We start from the raw sequence: 17912 nt of genomic DNA on the forward strand, positions 1-17912 counted from the left end.
TGCGATCGCGGAGATCGCCCAGCCCTGCAGGTAAGCAACGTTTTTCGCTTCGCTACTGTGGGGCTAACCGCGTTAGCCCCGATTGTTGTTATTGGCAGTAGCGGTCGCGCCAGTTGAGGATCGCCTTTTCAAAACAGGCGAACGGCGGGTGGACTATTCCGGCGCCGATCATGCCGATCCCCGCATCTTTGTGCGCAATTGCGGTGTTGATCACCGGCAGAATGCCGGTGCTGCCCACGCGCGTAATATCGATAGCGGTCGGTACGCCCATAAAACCAAGCAGCGGAATGGTGACGTTGGGGTTTTCGCCGAGAGTGATTTCACGCATCTGGCGAGAGAAATCAACGGCCTCTTCGACCGTACCACCCACCAGCGCCACGATAGCCGGCGCCGTCGCCATAGCGAAACCGCCAATGCCGTAGGTTTCGGTGATCGCGCTATCGCCAATATCACGTCCGGAATCTTCCGGCTTGTAGCCCGCAAACATCGGGCCAATCACCTGCTGCGCCGGACCGGTAAACCACTGGCCCGGTAAGCCGCTAATGCGCAGACCGAACTCAACGCCGTTACGCGCCATCGTCGTCACCACGGTGCTGTATTCAATGCCGTGTGCAGCGTCCATTGCGGCTTTACACATCGCCATCCACGTCGGTCCGGAGAAGTAATCACTACTGAGGACGAACTCGAACACCTCACACTGCTGCTCAACCGGATAACCGGTCTGAATAATCCACGGCGTCAGCGCCTGAATCAGCAGCGCCGTCCCGGCATTGTTACGGTTATGGCACTCATCGCCCATGTGTAGCGCCTGCGCCAACATCAGGCGCAAGTCTATTTCTCCCGCCAGCTTCATGGCATCGCGCAGCATTGGGCCCATCACATCACGCATCCAGTTCAGACGATCGATAACGCTTTGATCGTTCGCTCCCATGCGCAGGATCTTCGCCATCTGCTCGCTCATATTGGTATATGCGCGGTTGCCGTAGGTTTTGTTCTCAACGATGTGCATAAACATGGATGCTGACGTCACACCCGCCATCGAGCCAACGCAGTCATGCTCGTGGCACGGAGAGAAGATAATTTCGCCCGAGGCGGCCAGTTCGGCGGCTTCATCCAGATCTTTCGCCAGTCCTTCAAACACCAGCGCCCCGGTGACCGCGCCCTTCATTGCACCGCACATTTTTTCCCAGCGGATTGGCGGCCCGGCGTGCAGGATGGTGTTGCGGGTCATCCCCGGCACGACATTGATTGCCTGGTCATAGCCAATCAGCACCGGATGCGACTGGATAATACGTTCCAGCGCCTGCTGGTTAGCGGCAGCGATTTTGTCTGCCAGCGGCGAATCGGCAATCTCGTCCAGTGCAGCAACCACCTGCATGTTGCCCTGGCCCGGCGGCGTCCAGTCGAGCTGGGTCACGGGAACATTCTGCTTTTTCAGGTCATCGCTGAACATCGCGATACCGACGTTAATAACGTTCAGCGGCTGGTTAAACAGTGTCTGGCTCATCAGGCTTCCTCCCCTTTACAGATAAATTCACGCGCCAGCAATCCGGTGTTGGTGCTACTGCTCGCCCAGATGACGCCAGCATCGGTCAGCATCTGGCACTGTTTTTCCAGCGATGGCGTATCAAGATCGGTTCCCAGCACATAGCCGAGGATCTCAAGCGGACGACCGTCTGCGGCGGCGATCGCTTTGGCTTCAACGATCGCATCGAGCATTACGCCAACCGGATCTTCATGCGATCCAAAGCCAAGCACAAAGTCCATCACGATCACGCCAACTTCAGGATCGCGCGCTTCCTGCAACAGACGACTAATACGGTTGGTGGGATCGATCATCGGGTGCGGTTTACCGTTGGTGAAATCATCATCACCGAAATCAAGGAAGGTATGCGCGACGCTGCGATTGAGATCCGTGAGGCGGAATGCCGGGTCCGGATGAATGTTGCTGTACACTTCAGCATGTTTTTCCATGGCGGCAAACATCGCCTCATCGCACAACGTGCCGCCGCAGAACAGCCCACGAATGTACTTTTGCTGTGGCGTCAGACGGGCGCGAACCTCTTCAATCAGCGGCCAGTTGAGCGGATGCAGATCCAGACTCTCTTTTTTCACGCCTGTCAGCAGTACCGCTTTCAGCGCAGCTTCTTTGGTGCCACGTGCGAACTGCAGCCCCGCTTCATCCGCAGGCGCGGCATCACGTCCAAGGAAACACACCACCACGGGCTTATGACAGGCGCGTGCACGTTCCAGCACCTTGCGCGCCACCGCTGGCGCAGGCGGTTTGGAGATCAGTGCAATGATTTCGGTTTGCGGATCGGCTTCCAACATGCCAATCGCGTCAAGCATCATCAGGCCGCCAATCTTTTCACTCAGATCGCGTCCACCGGTGCCAATCAGTTGGGAAATCCCGCCGCCAAACTCGTGAATGCGTACGCTCAGTTCCTGGCTACCGGTACCGGACGCACCAATAATTCCGATGTTGCCGCGACGTACCGCATTACCGAAACACAGCGCCGCGCCGTTAATAATGGCGGTTCCGCAATCAGGCCCCATCATCAACAGCCCTTTTTCGTGCGCCAGTTGCTTAAGCGTCAGCTCGTCTTCAAGAGAGACGTTGTCAGAGAACAACATCACGTTGAGGTTATTTTGCAGCGCCTGACGCGCTTCACGCGCGGCAAACAGGCCATTGACCGAGATCACCGCCAGGTTGCTGTCAGGAACATGTTTCTTCGCGCTGGCGAGCGTAGCGTAGCGCGCTTCGTGCTGGCCGCCCTGCTCTTTATGCGTGAACAGATCCTCAATCGCCACCAGCGTCTGCTCGTTCGCCGCTTCGCTGGCGCCTTTAATGACAATCATCAGATCGCCACTTTTCGCCTCTTCCAGTTCAGGCGTGAGCAGGCCGAGATTCTTCAGCACGCCCTTATTCATTTCTGTCGCCATAGCCACGAACGCCTGCTCCACACCATCGAGCTTATTTGCGCGTGTTGAAATAGACATCAGTGAGACCGAATCAAAGTACGTATTCTTTTTAACAACTATCCTGATCGACATAATTCCCTCCGGACCTGTGGCTCAGGGCGCAGGCATCTGCCATGCCGTACAGCATGTCGCAGCCAGAACTTGAGCCGATATTTTTAATATCAGTTATATATTGCGTAGAAACGGGTTGTTGCTCATTAATAATATGGTTCAGCAGTCGTGCGACACTTTCCCGATAGCGCTGATGAAAAGCTTCCTCTAATGTTATTTTGCTGAGTAGCGTCGTATTATTTCCGGCACATTGTAAAGCTGCTAAAAAATCTTCACGATATTTCCTCAGCGGATGTCCGGGAATAAATAGAATAGTGCTTAGACCCACTAAATAATCATCCGATGAGGGCGTCAGACCAATCCCCAGACCAATTAAATGGCTGACCGCTGTAGAGATATTTTCTCCTGTACGCAACGCCGTCAGTAATGTCTGGCGACGCTGTAGTAGTTCACGGGTGATTTCCTGATAAAACGGATTGTCACCCTGGTACAGAAATAATGTGTCATCGTTTTTAAGCTGTTGGCGGATATCCTCTTCCCAGCGCTGCCACCGAATAGCCGCAAACGCTGTTGCATCTGGCGTCCACTGTGGCATTCGCCACGGCAGGCACCCGGAAGTCTCTATCCACTTATCCTTACCAACAACAATCCCTGATTCGGTAAAACTGACCGGCTCACCGGGATGAAACAGGTCTTCACAATGCGTCAGCGCCAGCCGACAGCTGTTAGGCGCGTTATCACAATCTTCACTCAATAACGTCAGCAGCCGCTGCTGTTCAGGTATCAACAGGTTTACCGCGTGGGAAAAAACCTGTTCAACCCGCCCCGTTCCCCGGAAAGCGAGAAACGCGCTGTCTGCGGTTAGCGCCCGTACGCATCGCCGTGATGGCGTGGCGATAGCGGCGCTCCTCTGTCAGGCTCCGGCGGCAATCAGCAGCTCGGCAATTTCGTGGTAACCTTTCTCCCGCGCCAGTTCCAGCGGGGTTTTACCGTATTTATCCGTCATGTGCGGGTTTGCGCCATGGTCGAGCAGCAGCTTAACGATCTCCTGCTGCTTCGCGCCGCCGTCGTTAAGTACGATAGCTTCCAGCAGCGGCGTCCAGCCAACGAAATTGGTGTGGTTGACATTAATATCGGTATGCAGCAGCAGCTCGCGCACGATCTCAACATGACCTTTTTCGCTGGCAGGCGTAATGCCGACACCGCCAAAACGACTCAGACGCTCAAGATCCGGGTTAGCCGGTAATACCAAACGCAGTAGCGTTAAGTCATTTGTCAGGCAGCTAATCAGGAATGGATTAAAGCAGGTTTGATCTTGCTTATTAATATCAGCACCGGCGGCAATCAATAAAGAAACACAATCGTAATGCTTATTCAGGCTGGCAATAATTATGGCAGTACGGCCCTGACGGTTGGTGGCATTAATATCCACATTTTTTTCCAGACAGGATTTTAATCCTTCGACGTTACCCTGTTCTGCCGCCAGCAGAAATTCAGTAATAAGTTCTTTCTCTGACATAATCACTCTCCTGCAGTTTTTTAGACTCTTCATATTTCCGATAACCTGAGAATAGCAACAGAGTTTAGAGAATAACATCCGCTTAAATTTCATTCATCGTAAGCGTGTCGATTGTTGAATCAAATTTAACAATGAGAGTAAAACGTGCTGTAGTGCAATCTTTCCCTTATGACGGAAGCCGTTTTAGCGATGAATCAGAGCCTGGGGAAATCAGGCGGTATGCAGCACGGATAGCGGGTCGCAACTAAAATACAGAAGTGTGATTGCCTTCAAATCAAATGTAACCCTAGTGTTAAATTCTGTTCAAAACTGATTGCTCTCGATAAGGATTACAAATACATTCAACAATCATCGTATCGTGGACATCGCAGCATGGTCTGAGGGGAGAACGGATGAATTCAATTTTTACCGAGGAAAACCTGCTGGCCTTTACGATGGCAGCACGCTACAGCAGTTTCAGCAAGGCCGCTGAGGAGCTTGGCTTAACAACGTCGGCCATCAGCTACACCATCAAACGTATGGAGATGGGGCTCGATGTGGTGCTGTTTACTCGTAGTACCCGCAGCATTGAGCTCACCGAGTCCGGTCGCTACTTCTTTCGCAAAGCAACCGACCTGCTGAATGACTTCCACGCCATCAAGCGCAGCATCGATACTATCGCCCAGGGAATTGAAGCGAGGGTACGCATTTGCATTAACCAGCTGTTGTATACCCCACAGCATACTGCACGGCTGTTACAGGTACTCAAAAAGCAGTTTCCGACCTGCCAGATAACCGTCACCACCGAGGTGTATAACGGCGTCTGGGATTCGATCATCAACAACCTGGCTAATATCGCCATTGGCGCGCCTGATACGTTACTGGATGGCGGCGGCATTGATTACACTGAGATTGGCGCGATCCGCTGGTCGTTTGCGATTGCCCCGGATCATCCGCTCGCCTTTATGCCTGAACCTATTTCTGAGAGCCAGCTGCGCCTGTACCCGAACATCATGGTGGAAGACACCGCGCACACCATTAACAAGAAGGTCGGCTGGCTGTTACACGGACAGGAGTCGATTCTGGTTCCTGATTTTAATACCAAGTGCCAGTGCCAGATCCTGGGTGAAGGCATCGGCTTTTTACCGGACTATATGGTGCGCGAGGCGATGGAAAAGTCGTTGCTGGTGACGCGGCAGATCCACAACCCGCGTCAGGATTCACGCATGCTGTTGGCAACCCAGCACGCAGCAACCGGTCGCGTAACGCAGTGGATTAAAAAAGAGTTTGGGCCACAAGGGGTACTGACGGGGATTTATCAGGATCTGCTGCATCGGCAGTGATGAACCGGATGGCTGTTATACCTTCCGGTTCACATAAGATAATCAGGCGCGGATATCGTCGTACTCGCGGGTTTTATCAAATTCATGTTTGGCAAACGGGCACAGCGGAATAACTTTGCGGTTTTCAGCGCGCATCTTCTCTACCACTTTCGCCACCAGCTGTTTGCCGACGCCCTGACCTTTCAGGCTGGGGTCGACATCGGTATGCTCAATGATGCTCAGATGCTCGCCCGTCGGCACAAAAACAATCTCGGCGACCTGCTTGCCTTCAGCATCGTTCACATAAAATTTGTTGTGGCCTGCAAGAATTTCCATGGTTCCCTCACTTATTTCTGGCGATACTTCAGTGCACCACTCGGACAGGTATCAATAACCCTGATAACCGTCGCAACATCGACTTCATCCGGGATGATCCACGGTTTACGCTTCAGGTTAAAAACCTTTGCGCTTCCTCGTACGCAATTACCCGAATGTTGGCACATCCCCGTGTTGAAATAGACATCAATCTTCTCGCCGGTATAGGCCCGGTAACCTGCATCCAGTAGTTCCTTATCCACGACATTGCCTCACATTTTTTTATTGTCTGGGTCTAATCATAGACCGATGCGAGGCTGAAGGAAGCCGCTGAAAGCAGAAATATCACTCAGACCGTCTCTGCCACGACGGCTGCTGCTCTGGTGGCAAATACTCCAGCATCGCAGGCGTCGGTGGCGGCAGACGGTTATCGGCGATATCCCTGTCCACATCGATATGACTGATCTCACCACTTTCATGATGGTGAACCGTCAGCACCCTCGCCTTGTTCAGCTCGGTCACCAGCTCGCGGGTAATGCGTAAACTTTCCGCCAGCTCATGCTCTTCCAGACCCGGTCTGCGACTGCGGCGTTCCACCCGGAAACGAAACTGGTTGTACTTAGCCCAACCAATTAGCACCAGACCATTGACCAGGGCAATAAGAATGTAAAACGTCACCGTATCCAGGGTCGTGAAAAAGGGGCGAACCCCTATATGCGGTGAATGCGCCAGTGCGACGATCAACCCTTTATAAATCAGGTATAAGAACCCAATCCAGGCAATAAGCGTCAACACGACGTCGATCACCCGCGGCAGCAGACGCCGTTCGGTAAAAATCAGCGGTTGGTTCATGATTCAATCCTCCCGATACCGCGATCAGGACTGACCCAGCGTGCCCTGCCGCGTTTGCGTTTGAGCATCACTTTGGGGAACGCCACCAGCGTGGTGAACAGACTCAGCATCCAGTACACCACCGGGAACCAGATGATCCAGAACAATGAGGCCCCAATCCCTTTTTCATAGCGCCGTTCAATCATCAGGCTCACCGCGAACTGCAACAGGCAGACCACGCCGAGGATAAGTCCAGTGAAGGCTGGCGGGAACAGATGCTGAACATACAGCGTGTCTGGCATCGGGAATAGCAGCCCTAACAGGAACAGCACGATACTAACCGCATACGCAAATGCCCAAGCGGTAGAGAAACAGAACTCAAGGAACAGCGGCCACATACGGCGGAATTCCCACGACCACAGGCGGCGCATGTTAACGATAAACACCTCCGCACCACCTTGTGCCCAGCGCAGGCGCTGTTTCCACAGCCCTTTTAACGTTTCAGGCATCAGGATCCAACACAGTGCGCGCGGCTCAAAGAATACCGACCAGTGGCGCAATTGCAGCTTCCAGCTGATATCGATATCTTCAGTGATCATGTCCGGGCTCCAGTAGCCAACTTCAGCCAACGCCCGGCGACGAAACGCGGCAACGACACCTGAAACGGTAAATATCTGCCCGTAGACTCGCTGGGTACGCTTGATTAAGCCGATAATCGACGAGAACTCACCAACCTGTACGCGGCCAATTAACGTCGAGCGGGTACGAATACGCGGGTTACCGGTCACCGCACCAACGCGCGGGAACTGGATAAGCGGAGCCACGATATAGGCGACGGCATCACGATCCAGTAACGCATCCCCATCGATGCACACCAGGTAATCACTGCGCGCTGCAGCTGCGCCGGTCTTAAGAGCCAGGGCTTTCCCCTGGTTTTCCGCTAAGTGAATCACTCGCAGGCTTGGGTACTCTGTTGCCAGCTGTTCCAGAACATCGTGCGTGTCATCCGTCGAACCATCATTGATGGCAATAACTTCAATATTCTTATATCGCTGGGCCAGTGCGGCCTCGATCGTTTCGCGCGCGTTGATCCCTTCGTTAAAACACGGGATCAAAATCGAGACCAGCGGATTTCCCTCCAAAGTAGGCGGCGGCGTTTCATCTCCCCATTTCCAGTGACGCTCACGGTAAAACCAGAAATAGACCCCGCCGCTTATCCACAATGCAGACATGAACAAGGGCCAGAAGAAGACAAAGTTCAACATCACTTCACCCGTGAAGACGACAGCCACGCCAAACGGCAGGCTGAACATCAGGCAAAGTATCAGGAAAGCAATTATGCGATCGGTCATTTTTGCGGGTACCAGTATGAGGAGAACGTCGAACGAATCTCTGACATCTCAGGTTTATCGCTGATGAAATCATCCGGGTAATAGCCATAGTTGCCTGCGCCGCTTAACTTAAGCTGACGCATCCATTCGGCGAGCTGTTTACCGCTGATTTCGGCCTGTTCCCCGGATTTACGCCAGTCGCGTGCCTGCAGTTCAAACACGGTTTTATCCAGCGCGCCGGGCGTCTGTGCGACAGCATTCACCAGTCGATCAAGCCAGGCGTTAGCATCATTGGCCGGGATCTGCTCCATAAATGGCATCGCCATGGGTGCCGTCCAGTCATAGGTATTCAGGAAATCATTCAGGTTTTGCGCAAACCAGGCTTCACTTTCAGGCTCCAGTACCGGCATGGCGTAAATATTGCGCGCAGTTTGCACCTGTGGACCGCGAATATTACGCACAGACTGAGTCAGCTGTTTGGTGAAGTCGATCAGCATCTTACTTTTCAGGCGCGTCCAGCGCTCAAACGCCTGAGGGTTATTACGGATTTGCTCGATGCTTCCCGGAAGTCCTGCGGCACGGTAGGCGGCTAACGCCTCCGGCGACGCATCTTCAAAATCCGTCAGGAAGGCATCGTCATGGAACAAGATGCCTTTGAAGCTGGCGTGCTTCGCCAGGTCTTCGTAGATCTCGGTAATGCGCTGACGCGCTTCACTGCTCCAGGGTGAAAGACGGACATAGTTCTCGCGGTTGATCGCAGTACGTCCGGTTTTCGGATCCCATGCCGTTACACGCGGAATTGAGGCATCCAGATCGAAAGCCAGCACCGGCATCCAGGCGTACACGGTAACCCCTGCACGGGTTTGTAACTGCCAGGAGATATAGTTAAACAGATCGGCGCGCATCGGCAGCCAGCGGTTAGGGAAATAGACCTCGCGAATGTTCCCGTCGCCTTTAGGGTCGGCATACGCCTGCAGGAAGACATGAGAGATACGCATGTCGTAGACACGCTGGATCAGCTTATCGATGTTGCGCTTCTGCTGGGCGGGGTCTTTGTCATAGACGTAATCCAGATCGACATGCATCACGCGCATCGTCTGCGGTTCACGCACCTGAGCAACCTGACTGGCAAAACGCTTGAGCGATGGGTTATCAGAAATCAGTACACGCGGGATATCATCAAGGAATGCCGCATTCGCCAGCCCTTCATTAAGCGTAAACGCCATCTTATAACCTTGCTCTTTGGCCAGGTTTAAGGTCGTACCGCTGGCGGCACCGTAAGGCCATACCCACGCACGTGGCGATTTCCCCGTTACCGCTTTAATTTTATTGGTGATCAAAGAGATATCGGTATTAATACGGCGATAGTATTGCTCGTCCGTTTCGTAAGTGCCGGTTTTCTTATCGTAGAGACGGTTTGCCACTGCAGGTTCTTTACTTCCCTGCGGGTTCGCCTCAGCACCGAAATGCGAGTTCCAGGTATGCGCGCCGATTTCTACCAACGGCGATTTGCCCATTTCCTCGACCATCTTCCAGGTGGCGAATTTGTCGCGCGCCGTCATCAGGCCACCAAAATCGACTTTTTTGTCCGCGGGGGCATCCACCCAGCTTCCAACCGGTGCCCAAAGGGCTGGCCAGTTGTAAGCTTTCAGCAGCGGCCAGACGCGGGTATAGAAACTGCTATACCCGTCATCAAAGGTGAGCAGAACCGCTTTTTCCGGCAGCACGATTTTACCGTCATGAGCATCCAGAATTTGCTGAACGCTGATCGGGTTATAGCCATTATCACGGAGCCAGGCTATTTGATCGCTCAGCGCGCTGGTACGCACAGAGAGGTAGCGCTGATCGGCTGCATCATCCTCTACATCGTGATAACCCAGAACCAAAAAACTATTTTTCGGCCACGGGTGATCGGCCGTCAGCGGCGTTCTCTCATCAGGAGGAACGTAGCGAGGCGTCGTATTGTGCGCACTGCTGCACGCGGTAATCATCAACCAGCCAGCGATGAGTGCGCTAAGCCATAGGCATCTTTTCAGCATGAACAATCCTTAAAACCTGACATTCAAATCGAAAGCGAGGGAGATATTCCGCTCACGTTTACCGTCGTAGGGGCGTTTATCCCACACCAGCATCACCCCGCCATCTACGACGTTGTTCCATTTAAGCCGTTGACCGTAACCCAACTGGACGATAGCCCCTGCGTCTTCACCTTGTTGCCAGTAGCCGCCCACACCAGCCACTCCTTGCTGTGTCCACACGGTGTCATAGTGTCGGTAAAGCACCTGCTCCGCGGTCAAGCCGGGAACTACGGAGAAATCACTTTTGGGGTTGTAATACGGCACATTCTCTTTGGTGTTGGTGCTACCGCCGATACCCGGGGTAAAGTCCAGTGTGAAGCGCGGTGTCGTCCACATACGCTCTTTTCCGCTAAGCCCGTATTCGAGACGATCGTTACCATCCGAGAAATGTGAGGCCGCAAACGACAATTGATACTCTCGCCGTTCGTTTTGGTACCAGCGGACATACATGTCGCCGCCGTTTGCATATACGCCGCTACGCAGCGCACGCAGTGGCGTATTGCGGGAAAGACGCTCTGCTGACCCACCCACACGCCAGTTATCATTGAAGTCATGCCAGGCTGAAAGACGGCCCCCCATTTTCTGCCCGTCGCCATAATTACGGCCAGACAGTTCCATTTCGGCCCAGTAATCACGTGAAGTCCATTCAGCACCAGCCGCCAGATCGCGGCTGATGCCCTTTCCTTCTTCAAACTCGCCGGTGGCAAAGTTGAAACCGGTAAACAGTCGCCAGTTGTCATTAATCGGCGGGCTGTAAATCGCTGTATTGATGTTGAAGTCATTCTTACCGCTGACCGGACTATCGGAGGAGATCCCCTGCGTACCGCTGATACGCACTTCCGACATTTTGTGCACATCACGGATCCGTGCCAGGCGCAGCGTCGCTTCGTCATCCGGGCTACGGGCGATGACATCATCGGTCAGCTCATCGGCCTGTTTCCACTCCTGAAGATCCAGCGCCACATAGGCCTGCTGACGCTCCAGCTCCAGGTTGCTGGGCTCGATCACTTCCGCAAGCTTTAACTCTTTTTCCGCCGCATGTGGCAATCCACGGGCTTCCAAAACGGAAGCATAGGTTATGCGCAACCCCTGGTTACCGGACCCCGTTCGTGCCAGATGTTCTGAGAGTTTTTCTGCCTCAGGCAGTTCATTGGCAGCAAGATGATATTGCGTCAGCAGCGTCTGCCCGAGCAGCCAGTTATCGTTAGGCTGTGGCGTTGGCGAGCCGTAGATACGACGCAGATACGGGCTCTCTTTGATCAAGTCATCAACTTGTTTTTTAGCGGCATCAAAGTTTTCATTATCAATATGCGCATAGAACAGATCCTGTTGATCTTCAGGACTGAGCGGCGTAACAGGGATAGGTCCGTTCGGATAATAGATGCTCGCCAGCATTGCTTCGGTCTTTTCCGGCTGACGTTCGCTGAGCCACGCCGAAGCCACCCAACGTTTGGCATAGTTGGGCACTTCACCGTCCGCGGAAAGGGATTCGTACTCCTGAATCACGTCGGCAGTGCGCTTACGCACCAGCAGGGCCCCCATGCGGTCAATCCTCGCCCGACGCACATCCCCCTGAGCTGCAGGTTCATCTTTCCAGGCTGCCAGCAACTGGTCATAGCGGGCAAGCGCTTTATCCGCCACGATAAAACGCTCATCTTCATTTCGTGCAGAGGTATAAGAAGCGCGCACCTTTTCGGCTGCAGCATCAAGCGCCAGACGCCGCTTAACGGGGTCAGATGTCGGAACCACTTCCGTCAGTCCCAACGCCGGTTCAGCAACACGGTTGGCTGACAGCGCTGACAACAGCGTGGATTTCGCATTTTTGTTACCCGGATCAACTTCATCCGCCTGGCTGGCGACTAACAGCGCATCCCAGTTTTTACCCTGTGAATGATACACATAGGCAAGCAGTGCATCAGAGTCAGCCCCCGGATGCGCACGTGCCCATTTATTCGCTTCAGTCAGGGCCTGCTGATTGTAACGTGCATCCGCCAGCGTCATGATCCAGCCAGTACGCACATCGGCGTTCTCAGGCTCTTCCTGTACAACGCTCTCCCAGAGCGCTAATGATTCATTCCAGCTCTTCTGATTGCGATACGCACGTGCAGCGGCCACTTTGCCGCGTGCGGGCACTTCCATCTGTCCACGATACCTTTGCCAGATATCAATGGTTGCTTTATCGTTGTTATCAACCCAACTGGATACTTGCAGCCAGTCAGCCACCTGATTTGGCGTTAACGCACTTTTCTTTCCCTGCTCCTCAAGGTAGCGCAATAACGGTGTGCTATTACCACCTCGCGCTTCAATAATCAACGCATCGTAATCTGATACTGCTGCAGAGGCTTGCATTGGGAAAAGAACGCTTGCCGTAAATAAACAGGTTACTGACTTGAAGCGTTTAATAAAGTTGGCATGTCGACGCATACTGAACATATCTGCCCTTATATCTTACATCATAGTAAAAATAAGCGTTTTCAATAAGTTATAGTCATTCCATGACGGTTGCCGACCATGTAAAGTGCACTGCCGCTTATTTCGTAATATGGCTAAAAATCATTTAATTCTTTCGTCTTATTGACTCCCTATGACTCGTCCACTCGTCGTTGAGAGGCTGGCGAAAGCTCAGGAATTTTATCACTCAGTGTGGGGTCTTGCTATGTTATAAGAAAACTCTTAGGCAAAAAAAGTATTTTAAACCAAATTATCCTAATACTCTTGGGATCGAATACTGGATTTAGATTAAGTTTCCGTGACGAAACCACGTAACGATGATAACTATTATCAGCAAATATAGAAACACCAGGTAACTGTTTGCCTGATAAGCATTTTGAAAATTGACAGGAAAAACCTGATAATTAACAGTAACTGATAACACTATAAATAACATCAGTTAATTTTAAACGGCTAAGTTTCAGGGTTAAATCGGCAACATAACACCAGGCAAAAAGAATTAGGTAAAGATATAACAAAATGAAATTAAAGGGCTTTATGAGCAGTATGTTTATCACCTACCAAAAATGGCATTGTGGAATACCTCAATGAACTACCACAGGCAATTGTTAATTCCACTACGCCCAAGTGTATTTATCATTCCGTAAAACTGTACTTATCTATTTGTTAAATTATTGGCGATATCAACGACAATCAATTTTACCCTTACAAAATACAAGCCTAATACTATTGAATGATGTCCATTGAGCCATAAGCTTTTACGCTTACCCTTTCCGCATTCTTTCAGGTAATCTGGCAAAAGATGCCAACGGGAACTGGTCAATGAAAATCGTTAACGCAGAAGAAAAGCACATCCCCGCTATCCATACTATCTACGCACATCATGTTCTTCACGGGACGGCCAGCTTTGAGACTAACCCGCCAGATTCTCGCGAAATGCTTGTTCGCCTGACTAAGATCCGCGAGCTGGGGTTGCCGTGGGTTGTGGCCCTGCAGGACGAAAAAGTCATCGGCTACTGTTATCTCACTCGCTACCGTGAACGCTATGCCTACCGTTATACGCTCGAAGACTCGATTTATATTGATCCGACAGCACAACGTCAGGGCGCGGGCAAAGCGCTACTACACCATGTCATTACATGGGCAGAAACACACGGCTACCGACAGATGATTGCCATCGTCGGCGACAGCAATAATCAGGGATCGCTGAAAGTCCACCAGCAGGTCGGATTTATGGAGGTCGGCACGCTAAAGAATATTGGCTTCAAGCATGGTCGCTGGCTCGATACCGTATTGCTACAACGTAATCTGGGTGAAGGTAACAGCACACTGCCGCCCGACGCTGTGTAGTGGCACAGTAAATTTGGCCACCTGATTAAAGGTGATATTCTCACCACAACATAAAACAGGTGACTTAATGAACAAGAAAACTAAACGTACTTTCACCCCTGAGTTCAGGCTGGAATGTGCACAGCTGATTGTTGATAAAGGCTACTCATATCGACAAGCCAGTGAAGCAATGAATGTTGGTTCTACCACGCTTGAGTCCTGGGTACGCCAGCTCAGACGAGAGCGCCAGGGGATTACGCCCACTGCCACGCCCATTACTCCAGACCAGCAACGTATCCGCGAGCTGGAAAAGCAGGTTCGCCGTCTGGAGGAACAAAATACGATATTAAAAAAGGCTACTGCGCTCTTGATGTCCGACTCGCTGAACGGTTCACGATAGTTGCCAGACTGAGTGACAGCCACACGGTTGTCAGCCTGTGCTCCGCGCTGGAAATACACCGCAGCAGTTACCGGTACTGGCGAAAACGACGCGATATGGTTAATCCGGTACACGTCAGGTTGTGCAGCGAAATACGTCGGGCGTGGAACCAGAGTCGGGGCTCTGCGGGGGCACGCACTCTGGCTGACATGCTGACCCAAAACGGCGTCGCGATGAGCCGTTACCGTGCCGGACGTCTGATGAAATATCTGAACCTGAGCAGTTATCAGCCCGGAAAACATCAGTACAAAAATGCCCGTCAGGAGCATACCTGCCTGCCGAATCTGCTCGAGCGTCAGTTCGCTGTGCCCGAACCAGACCGGGTGTGGTGCGGAGACATTACGTATCTCTGGGCAGGAAATCGCTGGTGCTATCTGGCGGTCGTCATGGATCTTTTTGCCCGCAGGGTTGTCGGCTGGAGTCTGTCAGTACATGCCGATACCGCACTGATAAGCAGTGCCCTGCGGATGGCCTATGAAACGCGTGGTCAACCGCGTGATGTCATGTTCCATAGCGACCAGGGAAGCCAATATACAGGTCTGAAATATCAGCAACTTCTCTGGCGTTACAGAATAAAACAAAGCGTCAGTCGACGGGGAAACTGCTGGGATAACAGTCCAATGGAACGCTTCTTCCGCAGTCTGAAAACAGAATGGGTGCCAGCACATGGTTATGCAGGCAAGGACGAGGCCCGGCAGCAAATTAATGATTACATACTGAACTACTACAACAGCGTCAGACCTCACCATTATAACGGTGGACTGACGCCGGAAGAGTCTGAGAACAGATACCATTTTTACTGTAAAACTGTGGCCAGTATTACTTGACCACTACACTGGCATGATGCTCTGAGGGAAAACGGAGGAGCCCCCCTTAATACTTATTTTAGTCGTTTGCCTGCTTTATCTACCTGCTACTCGCCATCTTCCTTTACGAAAATGCCTTTTTGCGCACAACAACACGATACCCAGAGGGGTTTCATCAGATAGATTTCTGTGGTGCAGGACTGGCAAGATGGAATGATAAGGTAGATGATTGCTACGCTTGAACATGTCAGTATAAACGATTAGAAAATAAAGCTAACCGACTAATTTTATTAGCTAAGCCACATTAAGGAATATGGGATGTTAAATGCCATTCTGGAAGGTAAAGCGGGAAGAATAACGCTAAATGAAGGGATGCGACAAAGCTGGCGAACTGTTTTTCAGTCCTATGAAGATCTACTCACAGCTGCAATCTGGAGCCGGGTTAACTATTTATCACCTGCTGCAATGAGTCATTTCTTTTCTGCATTGACCGGGAAATCCAGGGATGATTGGGGAGCTTATGAAGCTATCGCTTTCTGGCCAAAATTCGCTTTTCCCGATTCCATTGATGAAAAAATGCAGCCATACACATCTGGTCTGGAACAATTTTCTGAACCGGATGTGGTCATCACTTTCGAACATGCGGCACTGATTGTCGAGGTAAAACCACCTGCTGGAGGGATGCAATATCAACAGCAATGGCGAAAAGAACTTTATACTTATTTACACGATGATGACGCCAAACCTGTTGTCCATTTTTTAGCTCTGGGCAACTTGCCCGCCGCCGCAAAAACCTGGTTTCACGAATTAGCGACAGAGTTTCCCCAGGTTGAATTTCATGGACTGGAATGGCGTAGACTCAGAGAAATTTTCCAGCATTCAGAATGGAATGCCCCTCAGGATAAGCGCATCGTTGCTGATTGCCTGAAAGCCCTTGCTCTGTACGGCATCCGCGAACCACTACTTCCATGGCACAGATTTAGTCAATTTCTGACAGAGAATCCCCTCTCCGGCGATTTATCACTTATTAAGGAACAATAATGACACATGATCCCTTTGCTCAGGTTCGTCAGGCTCACCGCATCTGCGGGGCGTATTACCAGCAAATTCTGCCAATGATCAATGAGGTTGCGCAGAAAATAGAAACCTCTTTTCTCCTCTGGGATACATGGAGTTTCAATAAACCTCCTCGTCGCGGCGTGAATCCACTGGAGAGTTGGAAATGGGACTACCTGCCAATGATGGATGTATCATTCGTCTTTGGCAAACAAAAGCAGCCTTCTTTACCGATGTTGATGACCGACTATGTGATTGATTTTAAATTGGTTACTGACAGCGAATTAGAATATCACCAGCGCACATCACAGTACCCAAAAGATGAAGAACCACTGGCAACCCAACTGAAAACACCCGCCGACAAATCCCAAAGTTATCTGAATATTTATCTCTTCTCAGCAGCAAACAATGACACACCGTATTCCTCTCCAGAAGAGATGTGGGACAGCTATGAGGGCTATCCTGATACCCATTCCAAAGTACAATTTTCTGACAATAACCAAATTCGCGGTATCGGATTTTCAGTGCCGCTGATAGATATCGCGAACGACAATGGAGTGAATCTACTGGTGGAAAAAATTTTGGAACATAGAGAATATCTCATGCAAGGATAACCTGTTATCGCAGGATAACTTAATTTTTATAAGTGTTATCAGAGATTGAGCGGGTAATATTAAATCCAATATATCCTTATAATTCCAAAGTGATGCAGGGGGATTATTCAATAGAGAATAGTCCCCCTGCATCTCCCTATCGTTCTATAAATGGGACACTGCTTCCCACTTTTCAATCTGGACGGGTTATAACACATGAATTATAAATGCATCTGTTTTTTATCTCTGAGGTTACACCATGAACAAGAACATATTGATCGCAATATGCGCATTAGGTTTTGTGAATATTGCACATGCCGAAGTATATAAATTGGATAGTACGCATACGAATGCGACATTTAATATCGACCATTTTCAGACATCAACCAACCATGGTGGCTTTTACTCCATCAGCGGAGAAGTGAAATATCTTCCAGAGAAACAGCAAGGTGAAATGCAGGTAACCATTCCTGTTAAGTCTCTAAATACCGGTCTGGAAGCATTTGATAAACATATCCGTAGAAGCGATATACTCGATGCAGAAAAACATCCGAATATTGTATTCAAATCAACAAAATGGAACTTCTCTGAGGGCAAACCCGCCTCTATTGAAGGGATGTTGACGATGAAGGGTGTTACTAAACCTGTCACGTTAACGACGACCAAATTCGGCTGCTATATGAGTCCGGTTTTCAATGCTCAGGTCTGCGGTGGCGATTTCTCTGCAAAAATTGATCGTACCCTATGGGGTGTTGATTATCTCGTCAACATAGGAATGAGCAAAACAGTTGATATTAGTATTCAGGCTGAAGCAATACGCCAATAACAAG

Annotated in this window: 16 protein-coding genes; 6 read left to right on the forward strand and 10 right to left on the reverse strand. The window is 51.0% G+C overall.

What is annotated here, in order from left to right:
• Nucleotides 1–88 precede the first annotated feature (88 nt).
• From SK32_RS15395 to SK32_RS15410, 4 genes are all read right to left on the reverse strand, one after another.
• Nucleotides 89–1507, reverse strand: coding sequence for a YlbE family protein (locus SK32_RS15395; protein WP_048213128.1), 1419 nt, complete (start codon nucleotides 1505–1507; stop codon nucleotides 89–91).
• Entirely contained in the window at nucleotides 1507–3054 is a 1548-nt protein-coding gene (gene fdrA, locus SK32_RS15400; protein ID WP_048213129.1) for an acyl-CoA synthetase FdrA, read from the reverse strand. Before fdrA ends, SK32_RS15395 begins: the two co-directional genes overlap by 1 nt.
• A complete protein-coding gene (locus tag SK32_RS15405; RefSeq protein ID WP_048213130.1) occupies nucleotides 3032–3820 on the reverse strand; it encodes an oxamate carbamoyltransferase subunit AllH family protein in 789 nt (262 codons plus the stop codon). Before SK32_RS15405 ends, fdrA begins: the two co-directional genes overlap by 23 nt.
• Nucleotides 3821–3946: 126 nt before the next feature.
• Complete coding sequence (locus SK32_RS15410; protein WP_048213131.1) at nucleotides 3947–4552, reverse strand: ankyrin repeat domain-containing protein; 606 nt, start codon at nucleotides 4550–4552, stop codon at nucleotides 3947–3949.
• A 392-nt stretch (nucleotides 4553–4944) separates the two neighbouring features.
• Here SK32_RS15410 and SK32_RS15415 point away from each other — a divergent pair, with 392 nt between their 5' ends.
• A complete protein-coding gene (locus SK32_RS15415; RefSeq protein ID WP_005123372.1) occupies nucleotides 4945–5874 on the forward strand; it encodes a LysR substrate-binding domain-containing protein in 930 nt (309 codons plus the stop codon).
• Nucleotides 5875–5916: 42 nt separating this feature from the next.
• Here the strand turns inward: SK32_RS15415 and SK32_RS15420 are convergent, their stop codons facing one another.
• The 6 genes from SK32_RS15420 to pgaA all read right to left on the reverse strand — a co-directional run bounded on the left by SK32_RS15420 (nucleotide 5917) and on the right by pgaA (nucleotide 12841).
• Nucleotides 5917–6189 carry a GNAT family N-acetyltransferase gene (locus tag SK32_RS15420; protein WP_048213132.1) on the reverse strand — a complete coding sequence of 91 codons (273 nt, stop codon included), beginning with the start codon at nucleotides 6187–6189 and terminating at the stop codon, nucleotides 5917–5919.
• 11 nt (nucleotides 6190–6200) lie between these two features.
• On the reverse strand, nucleotides 6201–6431 hold the full coding sequence (gene yjdI / locus SK32_RS15425; protein WP_048213133.1) for a 4Fe-4S mono-cluster protein YjdI: 231 nt from the start codon (nucleotides 6429–6431) through the stop codon (nucleotides 6201–6203).
• Between the two features lie 82 nt (nucleotides 6432–6513).
• Nucleotides 6514–7020 (reverse strand): poly-beta-1,6-N-acetyl-D-glucosamine biosynthesis protein PgaD, encoded by a 507-nt coding sequence (pgaD, locus tag SK32_RS15430; protein ID WP_048213134.1) that lies wholly within the window; start codon nucleotides 7018–7020, stop codon nucleotides 6514–6516.
• Nucleotides 7017–8351, reverse strand: a complete 1335-nt coding sequence (gene pgaC, locus SK32_RS15435) for a poly-beta-1,6-N-acetyl-D-glucosamine synthase (RefSeq protein WP_040232145.1) — start codon at nucleotides 8349–8351, stop codon at nucleotides 7017–7019. The genes pgaD and pgaC overlap by 4 nt, the downstream gene beginning before the upstream one ends.
• A complete protein-coding gene (gene pgaB / locus SK32_RS15440) occupies nucleotides 8348–10369 on the reverse strand; it encodes a poly-beta-1,6-N-acetyl-D-glucosamine N-deacetylase PgaB (protein WP_048213135.1) in 2022 nt (673 codons plus the stop codon). The genes pgaC and pgaB overlap by 4 nt, the downstream gene beginning before the upstream one ends.
• Before the next feature lie 9 nt (nucleotides 10370–10378).
• Nucleotides 10379–12841: a poly-beta-1,6 N-acetyl-D-glucosamine export porin PgaA gene (gene pgaA, locus SK32_RS15445; protein WP_048213136.1), complete on the reverse strand. Its 2463-nt coding sequence runs from the start codon at nucleotides 12839–12841 to the stop codon at nucleotides 10379–10381.
• A gap of 840 nt (nucleotides 12842–13681) precedes the next feature.
• On the opposite strand from pgaA, the gene SK32_RS15450 reads away from it, so the two are divergent.
• The 5 genes from SK32_RS15450 to SK32_RS15475 all read left to right on the forward strand — a co-directional run bounded on the left by SK32_RS15450 (nucleotide 13682) and on the right by SK32_RS15475 (nucleotide 17908).
• The gene (locus SK32_RS15450) at nucleotides 13682–14209 is read left to right on the forward strand and encodes a GNAT family N-acetyltransferase (protein WP_048213137.1); all 528 of its coding nucleotides are present in this window, start codon (nucleotides 13682–13684) and stop codon (nucleotides 14207–14209) included.
• Between the two features lie 31 nt (nucleotides 14210–14240).
• Nucleotides 14241–15454, forward strand: a protein-coding gene (locus SK32_RS25765) for an IS3 family transposase (protein WP_148735742.1) whose coding sequence is annotated in 2 segments (ribosomal slippage) — nucleotides 14241–14535 and nucleotides 14535–15454 — 1215 coding nt in all. Because the reading frame shifts where the segments join, the coding sequence is not laid out codon by codon here.
• Between the two features lie 297 nt (nucleotides 15455–15751).
• A complete protein-coding gene (locus tag SK32_RS15465; protein WP_048213138.1) occupies nucleotides 15752–16474 on the forward strand; it encodes a hypothetical protein in 723 nt (240 codons plus the stop codon).
• Nucleotides 16474–17103, forward strand: a complete 630-nt coding sequence (locus tag SK32_RS15470; protein WP_048213139.1) for a hypothetical protein — start codon at nucleotides 16474–16476, stop codon at nucleotides 17101–17103. The genes SK32_RS15465 and SK32_RS15470 overlap by 1 nt, the downstream gene beginning before the upstream one ends.
• 238 nt (nucleotides 17104–17341) lie before the next feature.
• The gene (locus SK32_RS15475; protein WP_048213140.1) at nucleotides 17342–17908 is read left to right on the forward strand and encodes a YceI family protein; all 567 of its coding nucleotides are present in this window, start codon (nucleotides 17342–17344) and stop codon (nucleotides 17906–17908) included.
• The last annotated feature ends 4 nt before the right edge of the window (nucleotides 17909–17912 follow it).

It is taken from the genome of Citrobacter sp. MGH100, from assembly GCF_001034465.1.
Lineage (GTDB): Bacteria > Pseudomonadota > Gammaproteobacteria > Enterobacterales > Enterobacteriaceae > Citrobacter > Citrobacter youngae.

Coding starts and splice junctions, on each gene's coding strand:
- SK32_RS15395 (WP_048213128.1), bottom strand. CDS start 1,507: ATGAGCCAGACACTGTTTAACCAGCCGCTGAACGTTATTAACGTCGGT.
- pgaD (WP_048213134.1), bottom strand. CDS start 7,020: ATGAACCAACCGCTGATTTTTACCGAACGGCGTCTGCTGCCGCGGGTG.
- SK32_RS15420 (WP_048213132.1), bottom strand. CDS start 6,189: ATGGAAATTCTTGCAGGCCACAACAAATTTTATGTGAACGATGCTGAA.
- pgaA (WP_048213136.1), bottom strand. CDS start 12,841: ATGTTCAGTATGCGTCGACATGCCAACTTTATTAAACGCTTCAAGTCA.
- fdrA (WP_048213129.1), bottom strand. CDS start 3,054: ATGTCGATCAGGATAGTTGTTAAAAAGAATACGTACTTTGATTCGGTC.
- SK32_RS15410 (WP_048213131.1), bottom strand. CDS start 4,552: ATGTCAGAGAAAGAACTTATTACTGAATTTCTGCTGGCGGCAGAACAG.
- pgaC (WP_040232145.1), bottom strand. CDS start 8,351: ATGACCGATCGCATAATTGCTTTCCTGATACTTTGCCTGATGTTCAGC.
- SK32_RS15450 (WP_048213137.1), top strand. CDS start 13,682: ATGAAAATCGTTAACGCAGAAGAAAAGCACATCCCCGCTATCCATACT.
- SK32_RS15465 (WP_048213138.1), top strand. CDS start 15,752: ATGTTAAATGCCATTCTGGAAGGTAAAGCGGGAAGAATAACGCTAAAT.
- SK32_RS15470 (WP_048213139.1), top strand. CDS start 16,474: ATGACACATGATCCCTTTGCTCAGGTTCGTCAGGCTCACCGCATCTGC.
- pgaB (WP_048213135.1), bottom strand. CDS start 10,369: ATGCTGAAAAGATGCCTATGGCTTAGCGCACTCATCGCTGGCTGGTTG.
- SK32_RS15415 (WP_005123372.1), top strand. CDS start 4,945: ATGAATTCAATTTTTACCGAGGAAAACCTGCTGGCCTTTACGATGGCA.
- SK32_RS15475 (WP_048213140.1), top strand. CDS start 17,342: ATGAACAAGAACATATTGATCGCAATATGCGCATTAGGTTTTGTGAAT.